The 20,412-nt window shown below is 71.2% G+C and carries 17 protein-coding genes; 11 read left to right on the forward strand and 6 right to left on the reverse strand.

Going from position 1 to position 20,412, the window contains the following annotated elements; all coding sequences use genetic code 11:
• Nucleotides 1-105: 105 nt before the first annotated feature.
• The 4 genes from ACIA8X_RS10010 (at nucleotide 106) to ACIA8X_RS10025 (ending at nucleotide 5,225) form a co-directional block, all read left to right on the forward strand.
• Complete coding sequence (locus ACIA8X_RS10010) at nucleotides 106-840, forward strand: hypothetical protein (protein WP_393445221.1); 735 nt, start codon at nucleotides 106-108, stop codon at nucleotides 838-840.
• Between the two features lie 31 nt (nucleotides 841-871).
• Nucleotides 872-1,816 (forward strand): HtaA domain-containing protein, encoded by a 945-nt coding sequence (locus tag ACIA8X_RS10015; RefSeq protein WP_393445223.1) that lies wholly within the window; start codon nucleotides 872-874, stop codon nucleotides 1,814-1,816.
• 196 nt (nucleotides 1,817-2,012) lie between these two features.
• Entirely contained in the window at nucleotides 2,013-2,552 is a 540-nt protein-coding gene (locus ACIA8X_RS10020) for a hypothetical protein (RefSeq protein ID WP_393445225.1), read from the forward strand.
• Nucleotides 2,553-2,636: 84 nt separating this feature from the next.
• On the forward strand, nucleotides 2,637-5,225 hold the full coding sequence (locus ACIA8X_RS10025) for an immunoglobulin I-set domain protein (protein WP_393445227.1): 2,589 nt from the start codon (nucleotides 2,637-2,639) through the stop codon (nucleotides 5,223-5,225).
• A gap of 77 nt (nucleotides 5,226-5,302) precedes the next feature.
• Here ACIA8X_RS10025 and ACIA8X_RS10030 read toward each other — a convergent pair whose 3' ends face one another.
• From ACIA8X_RS10030 to ACIA8X_RS10050, 5 genes are all read right to left on the reverse strand, one after another.
• Nucleotides 5,303-6,028 (reverse strand): class I SAM-dependent methyltransferase, encoded by a 726-nt coding sequence (locus ACIA8X_RS10030; protein ID WP_393445230.1) that lies wholly within the window; start codon nucleotides 6,026-6,028, stop codon nucleotides 5,303-5,305.
• Between the two features lie 152 nt (nucleotides 6,029-6,180).
• On the reverse strand, nucleotides 6,181-8,616 hold the full coding sequence (locus ACIA8X_RS10035) for a SpoIIE family protein phosphatase (protein ID WP_393445232.1): 2,436 nt from the start codon (nucleotides 8,614-8,616) through the stop codon (nucleotides 6,181-6,183).
• Nucleotides 8,617-8,792: 176 nt separating this feature from the next.
• A complete protein-coding gene (locus ACIA8X_RS10040) occupies nucleotides 8,793-11,177 on the reverse strand; it encodes an MFS transporter (protein WP_393445234.1) in 2,385 nt (794 codons plus the stop codon).
• A gap of 157 nt (nucleotides 11,178-11,334) precedes the next feature.
• Nucleotides 11,335-11,778: an SRPBCC family protein gene (locus ACIA8X_RS10045; protein ID WP_393445237.1), complete on the reverse strand. Its 444-nt coding sequence runs from the start codon at nucleotides 11,776-11,778 to the stop codon at nucleotides 11,335-11,337.
• A gap of 127 nt (nucleotides 11,779-11,905) precedes the next feature.
• Nucleotides 11,906-12,301: a VOC family protein gene (locus tag ACIA8X_RS10050; protein ID WP_393445240.1), complete on the reverse strand. Its 396-nt coding sequence runs from the start codon at nucleotides 12,299-12,301 to the stop codon at nucleotides 11,906-11,908.
• Nucleotides 12,302-12,425: 124 nt separating this feature from the next.
• On the opposite strand from ACIA8X_RS10050, the gene ACIA8X_RS10055 reads away from it, so the two are divergent.
• From ACIA8X_RS10055 to ACIA8X_RS10070, 4 genes are all read left to right on the forward strand, one after another.
• Nucleotides 12,426-13,472, forward strand: a complete 1,047-nt coding sequence (locus ACIA8X_RS10055) for an Rv2578c family radical SAM protein (RefSeq protein WP_393445243.1) — start codon at nucleotides 12,426-12,428, stop codon at nucleotides 13,470-13,472.
• 135 nt (nucleotides 13,473-13,607) lie between these two features.
• On the forward strand, nucleotides 13,608-15,185 hold the full coding sequence (locus ACIA8X_RS10060) for an alpha/beta hydrolase (RefSeq protein ID WP_393445246.1): 1,578 nt from the start codon (nucleotides 13,608-13,610) through the stop codon (nucleotides 15,183-15,185).
• Nucleotides 15,186-15,261: 76 nt separating this feature from the next.
• Nucleotides 15,262-15,696 (forward strand): RidA family protein, encoded by a 435-nt coding sequence (locus ACIA8X_RS10065; protein WP_393445248.1) that lies wholly within the window; start codon nucleotides 15,262-15,264, stop codon nucleotides 15,694-15,696.
• Between the two features lie 40 nt (nucleotides 15,697-15,736).
• On the forward strand, nucleotides 15,737-16,270 hold the full coding sequence (locus tag ACIA8X_RS10070) for a GNAT family N-acetyltransferase (protein WP_399458159.1): 534 nt from the start codon (nucleotides 15,737-15,739) through the stop codon (nucleotides 16,268-16,270).
• A 4-nt stretch (nucleotides 16,271-16,274) separates the two neighbouring features.
• Here ACIA8X_RS10070 and ACIA8X_RS10075 read toward each other — a convergent pair whose 3' ends face one another.
• Complete coding sequence (locus tag ACIA8X_RS10075; protein WP_393445253.1) at nucleotides 16,275-16,850, reverse strand: adenylosuccinate lyase; 576 nt, start codon at nucleotides 16,848-16,850, stop codon at nucleotides 16,275-16,277.
• Nucleotides 16,851-17,250: 400 nt separating this feature from the next.
• Between ACIA8X_RS10075 and ACIA8X_RS10080 the strand changes: the two genes are divergently transcribed.
• The 3 genes from ACIA8X_RS10080 (at nucleotide 17,251) to ACIA8X_RS10090 (ending at nucleotide 20,336) form a co-directional block, all read left to right on the forward strand.
• The gene (locus ACIA8X_RS10080; RefSeq protein ID WP_393445255.1) at nucleotides 17,251-19,056 is read left to right on the forward strand and encodes a 3-hydroxyacyl-CoA dehydrogenase family protein; all 1,806 of its coding nucleotides are present in this window, start codon (nucleotides 17,251-17,253) and stop codon (nucleotides 19,054-19,056) included.
• A gap of 136 nt (nucleotides 19,057-19,192) precedes the next feature.
• A complete protein-coding gene (locus ACIA8X_RS10085; protein ID WP_393445257.1) occupies nucleotides 19,193-20,005 on the forward strand; it encodes a TetR family transcriptional regulator in 813 nt (270 codons plus the stop codon).
• Nucleotides 20,006-20,117: 112 nt separating this feature from the next.
• Nucleotides 20,118-20,336, forward strand: coding sequence for a hypothetical protein (locus ACIA8X_RS10090; protein ID WP_393445259.1), 219 nt, complete (start codon nucleotides 20,118-20,120; stop codon nucleotides 20,334-20,336).
• Nucleotides 20,337-20,412: the final 76 nt, after the last annotated feature.

Here is a 20,412-nt window from a genome sequence, read left to right on the forward strand (position 1 = left end):
TTGAGTAATACTTTAGGTTAGGCTTCCCTTAGTTTCTTTTGGTGGGGGTGTTCCATGGCGTGGGCAAGTGGCCTGCACCGTAAGGGAGTTGGACCGACTCTCGGATTGACGGGGGCAGCCGTCCTGCTGCTCTCGGCCGTCGGACCGGCCTCGGCGGCGGGCGGCTCGGCGACGGGCCCCGAGGGCCAGAAACTCACCGTCTCCAAGTCCTCCGGCCTCAGCGCGGGCGGCGAGACGGTGACCGTGACCGGCTCCGGCTACAACACCGAGAAGGGCATCTACGTCGCCTTCTGCGTGGACAACGGCGCCGGAAAGACCCCCACGCCCTGCGTGGGCGGAGTGGACATGTCCGGCGAGTCCGGGGCGTCCGCCTGGATCTCCTCCAACCCGCCGTCGTACGGCGAGGGGTTGGCGAAACCGTACAAGGGCAGCGGCCACAAGGGCTCGTTCAGCGTGCAGCTCACCGTGCGCGCCAAGGACGCTAACACCGACTGCACCAAGTCCGGCGTGAAATGCGCCGTCATCACCCGCAACGACCACACCCGGGGCGGCGACCAGAGCCAGACCGTCCGGATCCCGGTGACCTTCGGCGGCAGCGGCGGGGGTACGTCGAGCGGCGACAACACCACGGCGACGCCGACCGCGACGGCCGGCGCGAGCACGACCGGCGGTGGCGGTACGGGCAGTTCGGGCGACGGCACCGAGACGGCGTCCGACGGGCCGCTCGCCAGCACCGGTTCCATCGCCCTGACGGCCGGAGCGACGGCGGCGGCACTGGTCGCGGCCGGCACCGGCGCCTGGCTGTGGGCACGCAGGCGACGGGGCACGACCGCCGGCTGAACCGACCCGGATTCCACAGGGAGACTTGAAGATGGCGAAGAGACCCGGCGCCACCGCCGTGACGGGCGGCGCGCTGCTCGTACTGCTGTGTCCGGGCGGCGCGACCGCACAGGACGGGGACACGCCCCCGCGTGACATGTCCGGCGGCTACGCGAGCTGGAACACCGCACCCGCCGACCTCGACGACCAGGGCATCTCGCTCGATGTGGCCGAACCCGGCGTACAGGGACCCGCGGACCTTGCCTGGTTCCCGACGACCAGCGGCGCCGCCGACCCCGCAACCTGCGACGCCGACGTCGAGTTGGGCGGCTCGGCCCTGCTGACCTCCCCCACCGGCACGCAACCCCTGCCCCTCAGCGGGCTCCGGCTGCGGCTCGACGGCGACGCGGGCGCCCTCTACGCGCGGACGGTCGTCAATGGCCGGGCCCGCCAACTCGCCCTGGCCGACGTGAAATCCGGCGCCGAACCCGTCGTACGCACGAGCGGCGTGACCTGGACCGGGCTGCGGGCGTCGCTCACCCAGGACGGGGCGGCGCTGCTGTCCGAGTGGAGCGGAGGGGAGTTCACGGCGGGGGACGCCTACGGGGTACTGGACCTGACGGTGGGGACCGGCGGCGAATCGGCCGAAGCCGCACCCGAGGAGACACCACGGCCGACCCCGGGCACCCCTGAGGAGAAACCGGCGGCGCCCCCGCACCAGACGACGACGGCCCCGTCCGCCACCGTCACCCGCACCACCCTCTCCCCCGGCGCCGAACAGCAGGTCACCGGCGCGGGGTTCGAGCCGGGCGAGGTCGTCCTCGTCGCGATCGACGACGACACCCGGTACCAGGCGGTGGCCGACGAGGCGGGGCGGATCTCCCGCACCTTCCCGGTGTACGGCACCGCCACCGAGGGCGCGCACACCGTCGCGCTCTCCACGGTGACCGGGGAACGCCGGGCCGTCGTGGACTTCGGCGTGCGGGCGCGGACCTAGCACATGAGTAACGAGGAGCGGGCGACACGGCCCGCTCCTCAGCATGCCCAAATCCCTTGCGGTGTCGGCCAGTTGGGCTCTTTGCCGTCCGTTGACAAACAGCTCGCCTTCATACTTAGGTTTGCCTTACCTAACCCCCCGCTGGGTGCCTCGCCCACATCGAGGCGCCCACACCGAGAAAGGTGAACAGCTCACCATGAGACCCGTTCCCCCCGCCCGCACCGCCGCCCGCGCCGCTCTCGCCGTGACCGCCTCCGCCGCCCTGACCCTGGGCCTGGCCACCTCGGCCTCCGCCGCCACCTCGACCCGCACGGTCACCGACGGCGGGACGACCTACAACCTCTCGCTGACCTCCCCCGACACGGCCGCCGCCGCGGGCCAGGTCATCACCGTCTCCGGCTCCGGCTACAACACCGGCCAGGGCGTCTACGTCAGCCTGTGCGTGGTCGACGGCGCACAGGGCGCGAACAAGCCGACCCCGTGTCTGGGCGGCCAGGACGAGGACGGCTCCACCGGCGCCTCGCACTGGGTCAACAACACCTTCGGCGGCATGTTCGCCAACAGCTCCAAGTTCGGCACGGGCGGCACCTTCAGCGTGCAGATCTACGTCAAGGCCACCCTCGACGACGGCAGCGTCTGCGGCCAGGACGTCGAGTGCGCCGTGGTGACGCGGGCGGACCACTTCGACAGCGAGGACCGCAACTACGACGTGCACGTCCCGATCGCCTTCCAGTAAGCGCCCGTCAGGCCGGGCCCACAGGCGGGCCCGGCCCTCGGTATCCCCGGGGTGCCGGGCGCACCCGACCAGTGAGGACCCTCCATGACCGACGAACCCAGACCGCCGGCCCGGGCCGGACGCCGGCTCAGACGCCCCGCGGCCCTCCTCGGCGCCGCCGCGCTCGTGGCCGCGGCCGTCACGCTCGGCTCCACCGCACAGGCCTCCGACACACCGAAGACGGCCCTCGGCAAGGACGGCCAGAAACTCACCGTCTCCGCCTCCGCGAACCTCGCCCCCGACGGCGAGACACTGCGCGTCACCGGCGAGGGCTACGACGCGACCAAGGCCATCTACGTCGCCCTGTGCAAGGACAACGGCGACAACCGCGTCCCCACCCCCTGCCTGGGCGGCGCCGACGAGAACGGAACCGGCAGCTCCTCGCAGTGGATCGTCCCCGAGGGCGACGAGTACGCGGGCGACCTGGCCGTCACCTGGGGCGAGGGCGGCACCTTCGACGTCGGGATCGACGTCAAGGCCAAGGACAGCAGCCTCGACTGCACCAAGGTCACCTGCTCGGTCGTCACCCGCGTCGACCACCGCAACCCCGGCGACCGCTCCCAGGACGTCCGTATCCCCGTCACCTTCGAGGGCCAGGACCCCGGCGGCGGGGACGACGACGGCGACGGTGTGGACGTGCCGCCGGGCACCGTCAGCTACCTGCGGGCCGCCGAGTTCACCACCGCGGGCCGCCCACTGGACCTGCTCCTGCACCCCGACTCCGGGAAGCTGTACGTCGGTTCGGACAACATCCCCGACACCGCGGACGTCGCCGAGCAGGGTCTGTACGCCATCGACCCGAAGGACGGGAAACTCCTCAGCCACGTCCAGCAGGCCCCCGGCGCCACCGGCACGCTCGCGGCCCGTGTGGTCCGCTGGATCGCCGCCCCGCTGTCCGGCGACGGCGTCGCCTTCCACTACCCGCTGCGCGGCATAGGCACCGCGAAGGGCGGCGACACCGCCGCCAAGGGCGTGTGGCTGACCGGCGGCTCGGTCACCGGCGTGGGTCCCGGCAGCGACGCGTCCAGCACGCTGGTCGCCCAGGGCGCCGTCCTCTCCGAGGTCGAGACCGCCACCGGCACCGTCACCAAGAGCGCCACCCTGGCAGGCGGCGGCATCCTCGACGTGGACACCGCACGCGGCACCGCATGGTCGGCCGACTCCGCGGGCGGCAAGCTGTACCGCGTCGACACCGGCTCCCTCACGGTCACCGCCACCGTCGAACTCCCGGCAGCCTCCGTCTACTTCGTCGAGACGGACCCGGCGACGGGCAACGTGTGGGTCGGCAGCTCCTACGATGTCCTCGTCTTCGACAAGGACGGCAAGCAGCTGGCCAAGCTGACCGGCAAGGACCGGGCCACGGCGACGGCTTTCGACAAGGCGACCGGCGAGGCCTTCGTCCTGCGCGAGGACTGGGGCACCGCCGACGACGGCGCGGACAACGTCGGCGCCCTGGAGATCTACGACAGCGCCACGGCCGAGCGGGCGGCCGAGCCCGTCGCCCTGCCCGGCAACCGCGCGGGCGCCTACGCGGGCGTCGCCGTGGCCCCCGGCGCCACGTCCATCTACGTCACCGACCAGGCCGAGAGCAAGGTCGTCAAACTCGACCGCCGCGTCTCCCCGAAGGTCGTCCAGTCCCCCACCGACCAGACGGTGCCCCCGGGCGACGAGGTGACCTTCGTCGCCGCCGCCGAAGGCACCCCGGAGCCCACCGTGCGCTGGCAGGTCAGCCCCGACGGCGGCCAGACCTGGTCGACGGTCGAGGGCGCGACCGAGAACGCGTACTCCTTCACCGCGAAGGCGGCGCAGGACGGGTACCGGTACCGAGCCGAGTTCACGAACTCCGTGGGGTCGACGCGCACTTCACCGATCACGCTCACGGTCGAGGAAGAGACCGATGACGGGGGCGGCGACGGAGACGGGGACGGCGACGAGACTCCCGACGAGCCCTTCGGCTCCAACACCGTCACCGGCCCGAACGGCCAGAAGCTCACCGTCACCCCGGTCAACAACCTCGCCACCGAGGACCAGACCCTGAAGATCACCGGCACCGGCTATGACACGAAGAAGGGCATCTACGTCGCCCTGTGCGTCGACAACGGCGACGGCGAACTGCCCACGCCGTGCATCGGCGGCGTCGACATGACCGGCGGCTCGCACTCCTCGGCGTGGATCTCCTCCAACCCGCCGGACTACGGCGAGGAGCTGGCGATCCCGTACGGCTCCGGCGGCACCTTCGACGTCGAGCTGACCGTCGACGCCAAGGACGCGTACACCGACTGCTTCAAGGCCAAGTGCGTCCTGGCCACCCGCAACGACCACACCCTCTCCGGCGACCGCTCCCAGGACGTCAAGGTCCCGGTCAGCTTCGTCGGCCAGGACCCGGTGGACACGGACGAAGGCACCGGCGGCACGGGCGGGAACGGCGGCTCCGCCGGTACGGGCACGACGGGCGGGAGCACCGGCGGCACGGGAACGGGGTCCACCACGGGCGGATCCGGCGGCACCGGCACCTCGACGACGGGTGGCGGCCTCGCCTCCACCGGCGTCACCGTGCTCTCCGTCGCCGCGCTCGCGGCGGCGCTGCTGGCCACCGGCTGGGTGGCGTACCGCAGGGGACGTACCGTCAACTGATCGACGGCTACGGCGAGTTGGTCCTCCGGCGCGCACGGACGCGCCGGAGGACCACTGCCGTCAAGTGGTCCACACCGTCACGCCGCCCGGCCCGCGACCACCCACTTCGACGGCAGCTCGATACGAGCGCCGTCCGGCCCGTACTCCGTGGTGATCAGCGGCAGTTCACCGCTCGCGAGGACGGTGAGTCCGGCCGCACGCAGATACTCCGGCACCGCGGCGTCGGCCACCTCGCCGGGGGCGATGCCGTGCCGGAAGATGGGCGCGAGCTTGGGCGGCGGGCCCGCCGGGCCCTGCGCGAGGCCGATGAGGACGGGCTTGGCGGACTCGGAGAGCTCGACGAGGAAGGCCCGGCCGCGCTCGCCGACCAGCGTGGCGATCCCGTCCACCATCAGCTGCCGGTCGTCGGGCTCGGCCTGGTGCAGCACGCCCCGCATGTAGACGTTGGCGTCGCCGAGTTCGGCGTGCAGCGTCTCGGCCTCGGTCTTCTCCACGGCGTCGAACTGCCGGTACGCCGCCTGCCCGGCGGGGTCGGCGCGCCGGGCGTGGTCGAGGGCGGCGGCGGACAGGTCGGCGCCGATGACGCGGGGGAAGCGGTCGGCAAGGAAGCGGGTCTGTGTGCCGTTGCCGCAGCCCAGGTCCACCATCGGCAGGCCCGGATCGGTCAGGTGCGCCTCGAAGAGGGCGAGATGGCGGCCGGCGGTCAGGCCCGGCTCCGCGTCCCAGAACACCGCCCCCTGTTCGTCGGAGGCTTCACGCCAGAAGCCCTCCCAGGCCTCGCGGTACCGATTCGTCACGCTCATGACCGACTCCCCAGGGTGCGACGCCGACCCGCCGTGAAGTGACGGGCGAGTACGGTTTATCGCGGGCCGGTGACGGCTACAAGCGTGTGGCGCATTCCTTCACTCCCCATTCGACACTCGTGCGCCCTCGTGCCCTCCATGGGCACAAGCGATCAGCGTCGTGGGAGCGTGAGTTCGAACCAGACGGTCTTCCCAGCGCTCGTACGGCTGGTGCCCCACTCACGCGCGAGCGTGCTCACCACCCGCAGCCCACGCCCGGCCTCGTCTTCCGGGCCGGCGTTGAGCAGGTTCGGCAGCTCGTGATCGTCGTCGTCCACCTCGCACAGCAGCGTGTCACCGCGGATGAGGCGCAGTTCGACGGGGCGGCTGTGGGAGTGCCGTACGGCGTTGGTGACGAGTTCGCTGACCAGCAGTTCCGCGGTGCGGGCGAGGCGGGTGAGACCCCAGTCGTGGAGCTGTTCACGGACGACGGCGCGGGCCCGGGACACCTCCACCGGGTCGGCGGAGAGCCGCCATTCGACGACGTCCTCCGACTCGATGCCGTTGAGCCGGGCCATCAGCAGGGCCACGTCGTCCTTGCGGCCGCCGCGTGTGTTGAGGGCGCGGATGATGGTGTCGCAGGCGTCGTCCATGGACGCGGCCGGGTGGGCGGCGGACTCGCAGAGGGTCGCGAGGCCGACACCGATGTCCTCGCCGCGCACCTCGACCAGGCCGTCGGTGCACATCACGATCCGGTCGCCGGGCGCCACGCGCACGCGTACCGCCTCGAAGGGCACCCCGCCGACGCCGATCGGCGCCCCCGTGGGCAGGTCGAGCAGCTCGCTGCGTCCGTCGTCGGCACGGACCAGGACGGGCGGGATGTGCCCGGCGTTGGCGAGATGGAGTTCGCTCGCGATCGGGTCGTAGACGGCATACAGGCAGGTCGCGAGGTAGGTGTCGCCGAGTCTCTGGGCGAGGTCGTCGAGGTTGCGCAGCAGTTGGGCGGGCGGCAGGTCGAGGGCGGCCATGGTCTGCACGGCCGTACGCAACTGACCCATCATGGCGGCCGAGTTGAGACCGTGCCCCATGACGTCGCCGACGACGAGGGCGGTGCGGGCGCCGGGCAGTTTCACGGAGTCGAACCAGTCTCCGCCGACCCGCCCCAGCAACGTACCCGGCAGATAGCGGGTCGCGATGTCGCAGCCCGCCATGCGCGGCGGGATGTGCGGCAGCATGCTGTCCTGGAGGGTCTCGGCGACCGACTCCTGGTAGGTGTACATGCGCGCGTTGTCGAGCACGAGGCCCGCGCGGGCGGCGAGTTCGGCGCCGGTGACGCGGTCCATGTCGTTGAAGACGGGCCGCTCGGGGTGGCGCAGCAGGATCATGAAGCCGAGCACCACATTGCGGGCCTTGAGCGGTACGACCAGCATGGAGCGGCTCGTGATGAGCGGCCGGATGTCGCGCTTCTCGAACTGCGAGGCGATGGCGTGGCCCATCTCCTCGCTGATGCGCGGCACGAGGACGGGCTCGCCGCTGGTCATGCACTGGAAGAACGGCGTGTGCGCCGGAAAGGGCATGGCCTCGCCGACCGGCACGACGTCGTCCCACCGGCCGGGTTCGTCGGTGTGCTCGACGGCGACCCGGTGCCACAGGGTGGTCGTGTCCGGTACGCCGTCGGGGAACCCCTCGCCGGCGACGACCTGTTCGCGCAGGTAGGTGCCGGCGACGTCGGTGAAGCGTGGGACGACGGCCTTGCTGACCTCGATGATGGTCCGCGACAGGTCGAGGGAGGTGCCGATGCGGCCGCTGACCTCGTTGAGGAACTCCAGGTGTTCGCGTACGGCGACGTATTCGAGGTCCTCGCCCTCGTCGGCGTACTCCTTCGGTAACGGCAGGCCTTCGGCGGCGGCCCGTGCGGCGCGCTCGCGGCGGGCCTTGCGCTCGGCGCGGCGGGGTACGCCCCAGTCGGGGGTGACGGGCACCCGGTCGTTCTGGCTGAACTCCAGGACGGGGTAGCCCAGTTCGAGGATCTGGCCGACGATGCGGGCGCTCTCCTGGACGCTCACGCTGGGCAGGATCTCGGGGAGCCCGCGGGCGAGTTCCTCGGCGCCGGGGAAGTCGGTGTGCAGGGCGAATCCGGGGGCGACGCGGTCGAAGCCGGGGTCCTCGCCGTCGTCGTCCTGCTGGAGCCGACCCACGTCGGCGCCGAGCACGAGGAGCCGCTCAGGACCGGGGCCCACCAGCGGGTAGGCCCACCACAGGACGTCGACCCGGTCCCTCTCGGGCACGGTGAGGCGGGCGCGGCCCGCGGCCGGGTAGAACAGCCGCCCGTCGAGGGACGATTCGAGGTCGTGGCCGAGTCCGTCGTACGCCGAGAACGCCCCGTACGGCGAGACGTCCTCGTCCTCGGGCAGCGCTCCGGAGACGGGCAGCAGATCGACGGCCGGGCGTCCGATCGCCTCCTCTTTGGCGGCGCCGAACAGACGGCGTGCGCCGGAGCTCCAGTGGGAGACGAGGCCTCCGCGGTCCACCACCACCACGGCCAGCGGGATGCGGCCGGTCGCGGCGTGTTCCGCCACCGCGCCGTCCCTCTCGGTGCCACGGTCCATGACCCAGGCCCTCTCTCCCCACGGCTCCGCAAGATCTGCCGCCTACTCCACCGTACGGCTCCGGGCGGAAGTGATGTGCGGCAATAGGGGAATTGGTGAGCCGGGAGCGCGGGGGCGCGTGAGGGTGCCGAGCGGGAGGCGTCCTCGCAGGACAGGCGCGTGCACCGGTCTCCGGCTCAGTCCTCGTGGCCGAGCTGAAGGTCGCGTTCCGTTCGGCCTCCTCCGGCGACCTGGAGCACGGTGGCGACCGGCGGGTAACCCGTGGCGATGACGGTGTACTGGCCGGTGGCGAGGTCGACGAACCGGAAGGTGCCGTCAGGGCCGGTGGTGAGCGTGTCCATGACGTTGCCGACCGCGTCGAGCAGCGTCACGCGCGCGTCCTCGACGGGCCGCCCGCCGCCCGCCCGCACGGTGCCGCGCAGGAGGGCGCCGCCGGCGAGTTCGATGTCCTGGCGGGTCTCGCGGGCCGCCTTCACGGTGGCGGGGACGGCGGCCGGACGGAAGGCGGGCGAACTGGCGGCGAGCGTGTACTCGCCGGCGACCAGCTCGGTGATGACATAGCCGCCTTCACGGCCGCTGCGGGTGGTGGCGACGACCTCGCCGTGAACATTGGTGAGCGTCACCGTGGCGTCCACGGGCGTGCCGTCCGGGGTGAGCACCCGCCCGGCGAGACGTCCGGCACCGCCGAGCACGATGTCCAGCTCCACGGGGCGCTCGCCGACGGTCACGGACACGGCCTGCGGTTGGTGGCCGCCCGCCGCGGCGATCAGCACATACGCCCCGGGGCCCGGGGTCGCCAGCGCGTACCGCCCGTCGTCGCCGCTCGCGCCGCGTCCGATCTGCTGCCCGGCGACATCGATGAGCGTGAGCGCCGCGCGCGGCACGAAGGTGCCGTCGGGGTGCTGCACCGTGCCCCGGACGGGGACGCTTGCGGTGTGCGGCGAACGGGTCTGGGGGATCGGGGCGTTCACCTGCGCCGGTTCCGTCTCCAGGGCCGGGACGTCGTGGGAGATCAAGGGCTTCTCCTTGAGGAAAAGGGCGATCAGCAGGCCGAGGACGAGCACCGGCACCAGGTAGAGGAAGATGCGCGGCATGGCCTCGGCGTACGCCCGGATGTAGCCGTCGCGCAGGTCCGGCGGCATGGCGTGGACCAGCTGCGGGGTGATGGACGCGGGGTCGGGCAGCTCGCCCCCCGCGCGCGCGGGCAGGTGTACGGCCAGGGCGTCGGCGAGCCGGCCGGCGAAGAGGGTGCCGAAGATCGCGGCGCCGACGCTGCCGCCGATCTGCCGGAAGTAGTTGTTGGCGCTGGTGGCGGTGCCGAGGTCGGCGGGGCGCACGGAGTTCTGCACGGCGAGGATCAGGACCGGCATCACCATGCCGATACCGGCGCCGAGGACGGCCATCCAGATGCTGTAGTGCAGCCGGGGCGTGTCGACTTCGAGGCGGGACAGCAGCCACATGCCGACGACGGAGAGCGCGCTGCCGAGCACGGGGTGGAGTTTGTAGCGGCCGGTGCGGCTGATGAGCTGACCGGAGATGATCGAGGCGCCGACGATGCCGCCCATCATCGGCAGCATGAGCAGGCCCGACTCGGTGGCCGTGGCCCCGTCGACCATCTGCAGGAAGGTCGGCAGATAGCTGGCCGCGCCGAACAGGGCGACCCCGATCACGAGGCCGACCAGGCCGGTGACGTTGAAGACGGAGTCCCTGAACAGCCGCAGCGGGATGAGGGGTTCGACGGCGAAGTGCTCGACGACGAGGAACAGCACGGTGGCGACGACCACTCCCGCGCCGAGGCCGAGGATGACGTGGGAGTCCCACGGGTACTCGGTGCCGCCCCAACTGGTCAGCAGGACAAGGCAGGTGGAGGCGGCGGCCAGCAGCAGCGAGCCCAGGACGTCGAAGCGTGCCCTCGCCCTCGGCTTCGGCAGTTTCAGTACGACGGTGACGACGGCCAGGGTGACGAGGCCGAAGGGGACGTTGATGTAGAAGCACCACCGCCAGGACAGGTGGTCGGTGAAGTAGCCGCCCAGCAGGGGCCCGGCGACCGAGGCGAGGCCGAACGCGGCGCCGATCAGGCCCATGAAGCGAGCGCGCTCCCGGGACGGCACGATGTCCGCGATGATCGCCTGGACCCCGATCATGAGCCCGCCCGCGCCGACGCCCTGGAGGGCGCGGTAGGCGATCAGCTGGTCCATGGTCTCGGCCAGCCCGGCGAGCGCGGAGCCGACGACGAAGACGACGATCGCGAACTGGAAGACGCCCTTGCGGCCGAGGAGATCGCCGAGCTTGCCGTAGATGGGCAGGCCGATGGTGGCGGTGAGGAGATAGGCGGTGATCGCCCAGGACATCTTGTCCAGGCCGTGCAGCTCGCCGACGATCTTCGGCAGCGCGGTGGCGACGATCATCTGCTCCAGCGCGGCCAGCAGCAGCGCGAGCATCAGCCCGAAGAAGACCAGTCGCACCCGGCGTGGGCTCAGTTGGCTCTCGGTGCCCTGGGGCGGAGCAGGTGGAGGAGGTGCGGTGACCGTCTCGTCCTGCACCAGAGTCGTGCCGCCCACGTACCGCTCCCCTCGCCGTACCTGCTCACAATTCCCGCAATAGGCGACAACTACGAGCAAGCACGGCGAGTTACGGTGCCGTCCCGGACACGAGGGAGTTCCACTCGATCCGGTGAGGAGGCCAAGGGCCTGCGGACACCGGGGACTTGACTCTCGACTACTTCTCGACCTCGGTGGCGAGCTTGGTGAGCACCGCGTCATAGATCCGGCCGAGACCCTTGGGCGCGAACGTCTTCTCGAAGAAGCCGCCGATGCCGCCTGCGCCCTGCCAGGTGGTGGAGACGACGACGCGGGACTTGCCCTCGCCGGCCGGGGTGACCCGCCAGGTGGTGACCATGGAGGAGTTGCGGTCCTTCTCGACGAGCTCACCGTCGGTGGGCTCGGTGACCTCCAGGAGGCAGTCACGGACCCGCTTGCTGGTCGCCTGGAGCCTCCAGTGGACGAGGGTGCCCTCGCCGTCGCCGCCCTCGCGCACCTCGTATTCGCTGAAGTGCTCGGGCAGCAGCTTCTGCCGGGTGCCGCTGTAGTCGGCGAGGGCGTCGAACACCTTCTCCGCGTCCGCCGCGACGACCCGCTCCGTAGTGGCCTCGACCTGCGCCATTGACTTCCTCCAGGACCTGATTTCTCGGGGGTTGGAGCAAGCCAACCACCCCGCTCCCGCACCGCCCAAATCGGGGTCCCGCTCAGCTTCCCGAACCGATCGCACAGTGATCGAAATCGAAGCACGCTCAGGGGCGGCGGCTCGCGAGGACGCAGAACTCGTTCCCCTCCGGGTCGGCGAGCGTGACCCAGCTCTCCTCGCCCGTTTGGCCGACGTCGGCGTGTCGGGCACCCAGGCCGAGCAGGCGGCGGACCTCTTCGTCCTGCTCCCGGTCGGTCGGGTTGACGTCGAGGTGGAGTCTGTTCTTGACCGTCTTGCCCTCGGGTACACGCGCGAAGGTCAACGTCGGGGGCACCGGGCCCGGGCGATTCCCGCCTTCGGGCTCCGCGGGGGAGCCGATGGCGACAAATCCTTCGCCCTCGTCTTCTTCCTTCACCTCGTAGTCGAGGACCGAGCACCAGAACCGTGCGAGCCCATGGGGATCAGCGCAGTCGATCGCGAGCTCGGTGAATTTACTGGCCATGTCAGGACCTCCCAGTCGGGTAGCGGGTCCCCCAACAGACCCCCGTCGGAAAGTTTCACCCTCTCCACGCACGATCAAGGGAACATGTGTTCTATTCTGGGGGCAGTGCTACCGAGGAGGCGTCATGCGCTGGGACAACCTCACCCTGGAGTCCGACCACAGCAGGGCCGACACCGCGCTGTTCGGCGCGGACGCCGTAGTGACCCGCACCTTCGACACACCCGAGTTCGCCGGGATCACGTTCCACGAGATCCGGGCCCGCTCGATCATCAACCGGGTACCGGGCGCCTCGCGCATGCCCTTCGAGTGGACGGTCAACCCCTATCGCGGTTGCTCGCACGCGTGCGTGTACTGCTTCGCACGCAAGACCCACAGCTATCTCGACCTGGACACGGGCCTCGGCTTCGACTCCCAGATCGTGGTCAAGGTGAACGCGCCGGAGCTGCTGCGCCGCCAGCTGTCCTCGCGCCGCTGGCTGGGCGAGCACATAGCGATGGGCACGAACGTCGACTGCTACCAGCGCGCGGAGGGCCGCTACCGCCTGATGCCGGGCATCCTCGCCGCCCTGCGCGATCACGCCAACCCCTACTCGATCCTGACCAAGGGCACGCTGATCCTGCGCGACCTCGACCTGCTGAAGCAGTCGGCCGAGGTGACGGACGTCGGCATCTCCGTCTCGGTCGGCTTCGTCGACCCCGAGCTGTGGCGCAGCGTGGAGCCCGGCACGCCCGCTCCCGAGCGGCGTCTGGACGTCGTCCGCACGCTCACCGAGCACGGACTCGGGTGCGGTGTGCTGATGGCGCCCGTGATTCCGTTCCTGAGCGACCACCCGGCCCAACTGCGGGCCACCGTGCGGGCGATCGCCGCCTCCGGGGCCACCTCCGTCACCCCGCTGGTGCTGCATCTGCGGCCCGGGGCCCGCGAGTGGTTCATGGCCTGGCTCGGCAGTCGGCACCCGCATCTGGTGCGCCGCTACGAGCGGCTCTACGCGGACGGCGCCTACGCGCCGAAGTGGTACCAGCGCCGGATCACCCGTCAGGTGCACGACCTGGCCCAGGAGTACGGCATCGGCCCCACGCGCGCGGGGATGCCCCGACGGATCCACGAGCCCGAGCCGGCCGAGCCGACCGAGCCCGCGATGACCGAACCGACCCAACTTACGCTCATCTGAGAGCATTCGAGCGCATCCCTCGACCCAATCGAGTCAAGTCTCGACAGAATGAGTTCTTCCGGGCGTCCACGCCGGGACGATGCGGCGAGGACCGTGGCACTCGCGGTCCGCGACCCTCCGTCCTGGGAGGACCCCATGCGAAAACGCGCAGCCGTGCTGTGCGGTGCCGCCGCCCTCATGGCCGGGACCGTGACGGCCGTCCCCGCCGAGGCGCGCGCCCCGCACACCGCGGGAACCGCCCACGCCGCACCCCTCACCTGGAAGAAGTGCGGCACCAAGACCTACCCGACGCTCCAGTGCGCGTCCCTCGAGGTCCCGCTCGACCACGCCCGTCCGCAGGGACGGCAGATCACGCTCGCACTGTCCCGCGTCCCGCACACCGCGAAGAAGTACCAGGGCCCCCTTCTGGTCAATCCCGGCGGCCCCGGCGGCAGCGGTCTGACGCTCGCCGGATTCGTCGCCGCCGCACTGCCCAAGGCCGTGGCAACGCAGTACGACGTCATCGGCTTCGACCCGCGCGGCGTCGGCAAGAGCAAGCCCGCCCTCGACTGCAGGCCCGGCCACTTCGAGGCGGTGCGCCCGGACTCGGTGCCGAGGACCGAGTCGATCGAGCGGGCCAACCTCCAGCGCGCCGAGTCCTTCGCACGGGCCTGCGGCGAGAAGTACGCGGACGTGCTGCCGTACATGAACACGATCGCCGCCGTGCACGACATGGACCGGATCCGTACGGCACTCGGCGCGAAGCAGATCAACTACTTCGGCTACTCGTACGGCACCTATCTCGGCGCGGTCTACGCCAAGCTCTTCCCGGAGCGGGTGCGGCGCGCGGCCCTGGACTCGGTCGTCGACCCGACCGGCGTCTGGTACGAGGCCAACATCGCGCAGGACCACGCCTTCAACGACCGCCACCGCGCCTTCATGGCATGGGTCGCCAAGTACGACGCCAGGTACAAGCTCGGCAGCGATCCCTCCAAGATCGAGGCCAAGTGGTACGCGATGCGGGCGGCCCTGGCCAGGAAGCCGGCCGACGGCAAGGTGGGCGCCTCCGAACTGGAGGACACCTTCATCCCCGGCGGCTACTACAACGGCTACTGGCCCTACCTCGCCGAGGCGTTCGCGGCGTATGTGAACGACAAGGACGCCGACCCGCTGATCGAGGCGTACGAGAATTTCGGCGCCTCCGACTCGTCCGACGACAACAGCTACAGCATCTACACCTCGGTGCAGTGCCGTGACGCCGCCTGGTCGCGCGACTGGGATCAGTGGCGGGCGGACAACTGGGCCGTGTACGAGAAGGCGCCGTTCATGACCTGGAGCAACGCCTGGTACAACGCACCGTGTGCGTTCTGGCCGACGGCCTCGCTCCCGTCGGTGAACATCGACAACGGCAAGCTGCCGCCGATACTGCTGTTCCAGGCGACCGAGGACGCGGCCACCCCGTACGAGGGGGGCGTCACGGTGCACCGGAAGCTGGCCCGGTCCAGCCTGGTGGTCGAGCGGGGCGGCGGCAACCACGCCATCACGCTGAGTGGGAACGCCTGCCTGGACAAGCACCTCGTGGCCTACCTGACCGACGGCACGGTGCCGCGCGGCGCGGGTGAGGCGGACGCGGTGTGCGAGGCGCAGCCCGATCCCAAGCCACTGAACTCGAAGGTCACGTCGATGTCGTCGCGGGGCGCGGAACTGCACGAGCTGGTCGGCTTCCGGCACTGAGCCGCTGAGTCGCTCGGCCGCTCAGCCGCTGACGGCCCGTGGGGGCGTTGTCAGACCCGTGGTCCACCATGGACGCATGAGTGAGCTGACCAGGATTCCCGCCCCCGACGGGGTCGCCCCCGCCGCCCAGTACACGCACGTCGTGCTGGGCACGGGCCGTTTCGTCGCAGTCTCCGGCCAGCTCGCCCTGGACGAGGAGGGCAGGCTCGTCGGCGCGGGCGACCCGGCGGCCCAGGCCCGCCAGGTCTTCGAAAACCTGAGACGCTGCCTGGCCGCGGCCGGGGCGACCTTCGACGAAGTCGTCAAACTCACCTACTTCGTCACGGACATGGCGCACTTGCCCGCCGTCCGCGCGGCCCGCGCCGAGCACATACCCGACGACCGGCTGCCGGCCGCTTCGGCCGTGCAGGTCGCCGGGCTGGTGCGGCCGGAGTTCCTGATGGAGGTCGAGGCGTTCGCCGTGGTGCCGGATTCGCCGAGTCCGCCGAGTTCGCCGAGTTCGCCGAGTTAATGGCAGGCCGACTCGGGTGACCGCTGTCTAGGGTGCCGCCATGGACGACGACCGCATACACATCCGCCCCATGACCTCGGCCGACTGCGACCGCGTCGCACAGATCCGTGTCGGGGGCTGGCAGAGCGCCTACCAGGGGCTGGTCCCGCAGTCGTACCTGGACGCCATGGACGTGGCACAGGAAGCCGTGCGCCGCCGCGCCTACTTCGCGCAGGCCGACGACAGCGTGGTGGACCTGGTCGCCGAGCTGGCCGGTGAGGTCGTCGGCTGGGCCTGCCACGGCCCGTACCGCGACGGCGAAGTACGCACCGAGGACGCCGAGTTGTACGCGATCTACGTGGCCCCCGGACGGTACGGCGCCGGCGTGGGCCACGCCCTGCTTCAAGAGTCGCTGCGCCACTGCACGGCCGCCGGTCACCCCCGCATGCTCCTCTGGGTCCTCAAGGAAAACGCCCGCGCCCGGCGCTTCTACGAACGGGCGGGCTTCCTCGCCGACGGCACCGAGGAGCCCTTCGACGTGGAGGGGGTCGAGGTGCCCGAGGTGCGGTACGCGCGCGAGTTGCCCGTCGCCTGACGGCTCACCGCTGACCCGGGATCCGCGCCAGCGCCCGTACGGCCGCCTCCGCGAGCGTCGGGTGGGCCAGGGCCTCGTTCAGGACGCGTCTGGCCCGGGTGTCACCGAGGGCGCCGAGACCCTCCACGCAAGCGAGGGCGACGCGGCGGTGGGGATCGTGCGGGCGCAGCCTGCGCTCCAGGGTGGTGATCAAGGCGGGCACGGCCTCGGGAGCGCGCAGGTCGACGAGGAGCCGGACCGGATGCAGGGCGTAGGCGACCCGGAGTTCGTTGGTGGCGAGGGCGGCTGCCGCGCGGGCCGTACGCGGGTCGCCGAGGCGGGCCAGGGCATGGGCGGCGGAGGCACAGCGCTGCGGGTCACGGTGGTTCAGGAGCAGGACGAGGGACTCGAAGGCCCGGCGGTCCCCGGCGAGGCCGAGCCGGAACGCGGCCAGCTCCCGGGCCCACAGGGGCTGTCCCGGCGCGGTGAGCAGGTCCGCCAGTTCGTCGGCGTCCTCGGTCTCGAGGAGGCGGTCGTACGCGGCCGGCGCCCCGGACTCCTGCCGTAAGCGCTCCGTGAGTGATCGCAACTCTTCGTCCATGAAGGCGAGCGTAGAGGGGTCGGTCGGCGATCGGGACCTACATCACAAACTCGGGGACTAGCGCGCTCGTTACCCACTGGTTAAGCTCATACGAGCGAGTTACCCACTCGCGAACTCCTCACGGCGGCCTGGTGACGCAGCTGCCGCGAGAAGCAGTCGGTTCGGTACATCGAGTACCGCAGTACGACTCGGCCACGGGACAGGGCCGGTCGGTCATCACCGCTCCTCGGACGTGTGCACGTCCGCAGCGACGGCACCGGGCGTGTGCGCTCGCAGCCCGGCAACACCCGCACTTCCACCGCATCCGGTGCGCTCATGGTTCGGCTTCGACTCCGGTCGGGCCCCCTTCGGCGCACCCGGGCGCGTTTCCAGTCGTCACCCTCATTCCAGGAGTCCCGCGATGGCCACTCCCCTGTCCGACACCCCTCTGTCCCCGCTCAAGACCGTTGCCGTCGTCGGCCTCGGCACCATGGGCACCGGTATCGCCGAAGTCCTCGCCAAGGCCGGGCGCGAGGTCATCGGCATCGACATCAGCGAGGCCGTGGCCGCCCGGTCCGTCGCCGCGCTGGAGGCCTCGACCGCCCGCGCCGTGGAGCGGGGCCGGATCACCGAGGAGGAGCGTGCGGAGCTCCTTGGCCGCATCCGCACCTCCGCCGACCTGAGTGCCGCCGCCGACGCGGACCTGGTCATCGAGGTGGCTCCGGAGTCGTACGAGATCAAGCAGCAGATCTTCCGCGAGCTGGACGGGATCGTGCGCCCCGAGACGATCCTGGCGACCGGCACCAACGCGCTCTCGGTCACGCGCCTGGCCGCCGACTCGGCCCGCCCCGAGCGGGTGCTCGGGCTGCACTTCTTCAACCCGGCGCCGGCGATGCGGCTGGTCGAGGTCGTCTCCTCGGTGCTGACCGCGCCGACGGCCGTCACCGCGGTCACTAACCTCGCCCTGGACCTCGGCAAGGAACCCGTCGCGGTCGGCGACCGGCCCGGGTTCGTCGCCGACGGGCTGCTGTTCGGCTACCTCAACCAGGCGGCCGCGATGTACGAGGCGAAGTACGCCTCCCGCGAGGACATCGACGCCGCGATGCGGCTGGGCTGCGGACTGCCGATGGGCCCGCTGGCCCTGCTCGACCTGATCGGCATCGACACCGCGCGCAGGGTCCTGGAGGCCATGTACGCCGAGTCCCGCGACCGGCTGCACGCCCCCGCCCCGATCCTCAAGCAGCTCAGCGAGGCGGGCCTGACGGGCCGTAAGTCGGGCCGCGGCTTCTACACGTACGAGGCGCCGGGCAGCGCCACCGTCGTGCGGGACGCGCTGACGCCGCTGGAGGGGGCCGCCCTCACCCCGGGCCGCGAGGTCCGCTCGGTCGGTGTCGCGGGCTCCGGCACCATGGCGTCCGGGATCGCGGAGGTCTTCGCCAAGGGCGGGTACGAGGTCGTGCTCGCCGCCCGCAGCGAGGAGAAGGCGCAGGCCGCGAAGGCCCGGATCGGCAAGTCGCTCGCCCGCTCCGTCGACAAGGGGCGGATGACCGCCGAGGCCGCCGCACAGACCCTGGACCGGATCACCGCGGCGGGTACGTACGACGCGTTCGCCGACGTGGACCTGGCCGTGGAGGCCGTCGCCGAGGACCTGGAGATCAAGCGGCAGCTGTTCGCCACGCTGGACAAGGTCTGCAAGCCGGGCGCGGTGCTGGCGACCACCACCTCCTCGCTGCCCGTCGTCGCGTGCGCCCGCGCCACCTCGCGTCCGCAGGACGTGATCGGCATGCACTTCTTCAACCCGGCGCCGGCGATGAAGCTCGTCGAGGTCGTCCGTACGGTGCTGACCGCCGACGACGTCCACGCGACGGTCCGCGAGGTCTGCGGCACGATCAGGAAGCACGCCGTGGACTGCGGTGACCGGGCCGGATTCATCGTCAACGCACTGCTGTTCCCGTACCTGAACAACGCGATCAAGATGGTGCAGGAGCACTACGCGTCGCTCGACGACATCGACGCGGCGATGAAGCTCGGCGGCGGCTACCCGATGGGTCCGTTCGAACTGCTGGACGTCGTCGGGCTCGATGTCTCGCTGGCGATCGAGAAGGTCCTGCACCGCGAGTTCCGCGACCCGGGGCTGGCTCCGGCGCCGCTCCTGGAGCACTTGGTGGCCGCGGGCTGCCTCGGCCGCAAGACGGGTCGCGGCTTCCGCGAATATGCCCGGCGCTGACGGCATCGGCGACTGGTTCAGAGGCGACCGGGACTGGGGCGGACTGCTCGACCCGGCCGAAGGGCCCCCGCCCGCCCAGGGCGGGGGAAACCCCGTACATGCGCATCAAGCTGCGGACATGCAGTACGTTCGGGTCATGTCCCAGCCCGCCAGGTCCTCACGTACACCAGCCACGCCCGACGCGCCGGAAAGTGCCGCAGGCAGTCGCGCGGCCGCTCAGCGGCTCAAGATGCGCCGCGAACTGGCGGCCGCGGCGATGGAGCTGTTCGCGACCAAGGGGTACGAGGCGACCACCGTCGACGAGATCGCGGCCGCGGCCGGGGTCGCCCGGCGCACGTTCTTCCGCCACTTCCGTTCCAAGGAAGAGGCGATCTTCCCCGACCACGACGACACGTTGATCCGCGCGGAGGCGGTGCTCAACGCGGCCCCCGCGCACGAGCATCCGCTCGACACCGTGTGCCGTGGCATCAAGGAAGTCATGAAGATGTACGCGGCCCGGCCGGAGATCTCGGTCGCCCGCTACAAGCTGACGCGTGAGGTGCCCACCCTGCGTGAGGCGGAGATCGCGTCGGTCGCCCGCTACGAGCGCCTCTTCACCCGCTATCTCCTCGGCCACTTCGACGAGCACGCCCACGACGACGACGCCAACGACGACCCGCTACTGGCCGAGGTCGCCGCGTCCGCAGTGGTCACCGCGCACAACCACGTCCTGCGGCGCTGGCTGCGGGCCGGCGGCCAGGGCGACGTGGAGACACAGCTCGACCACGCCTTCGCGATCGTGCGGCGAACGTTCGGCACGGGCATCGGCGCCGGCCGGGACACCGCGCCGCGCACGTCGCCCGCCTCCGTGGCCTCGGAGGGGGAGGTGCTGGTGGCGGTGGCGAGGACCGACGCGCCGCTGGACGAGGTGATGCGGACCATCGAACAGGCGCTGAAGGAGCGGGCGTAGGGCGTCGTCGCCGTGGGTGCGGGGGCGTCAGCGGGAACCATCGCGCCTGTTCATCCGTCCTCCATGTCGAGAGCGGATCTTCATCGGGCGCGACGGAAGCGAGTGAGTTGTCATGGAGACGAACGATTCGACCACGCTCGAAGCGACGCTGGCCGACGGGCGGCGCATGACGCTGTCGCTCCCCGCTTCGGACGCCAAGTGGGCGGCCGACGGCATACGCGGCCTGCGCGCCGTCCCGCCGACGCACACCGGCCGGGGTGAGGAGCCTCCGGCTCTTCCTGAGGAGCCGGCGCTGCCGTTGCAGGTGGCTTTGATGGGTCTCGGGGCCTGAGCGAGGGGCGCCCCCGGGGGGAGTGGGATCGGCCGTCTCGCGGCTGCGGGTCCGTTGTGGCTGATCGCGCCCACGC

Source organism: Streptomyces sp. NPDC051738, assembly GCF_044453205.1.
Lineage (GTDB): Bacteria > Actinomycetota > Actinomycetes > Streptomycetales > Streptomycetaceae > Streptomyces.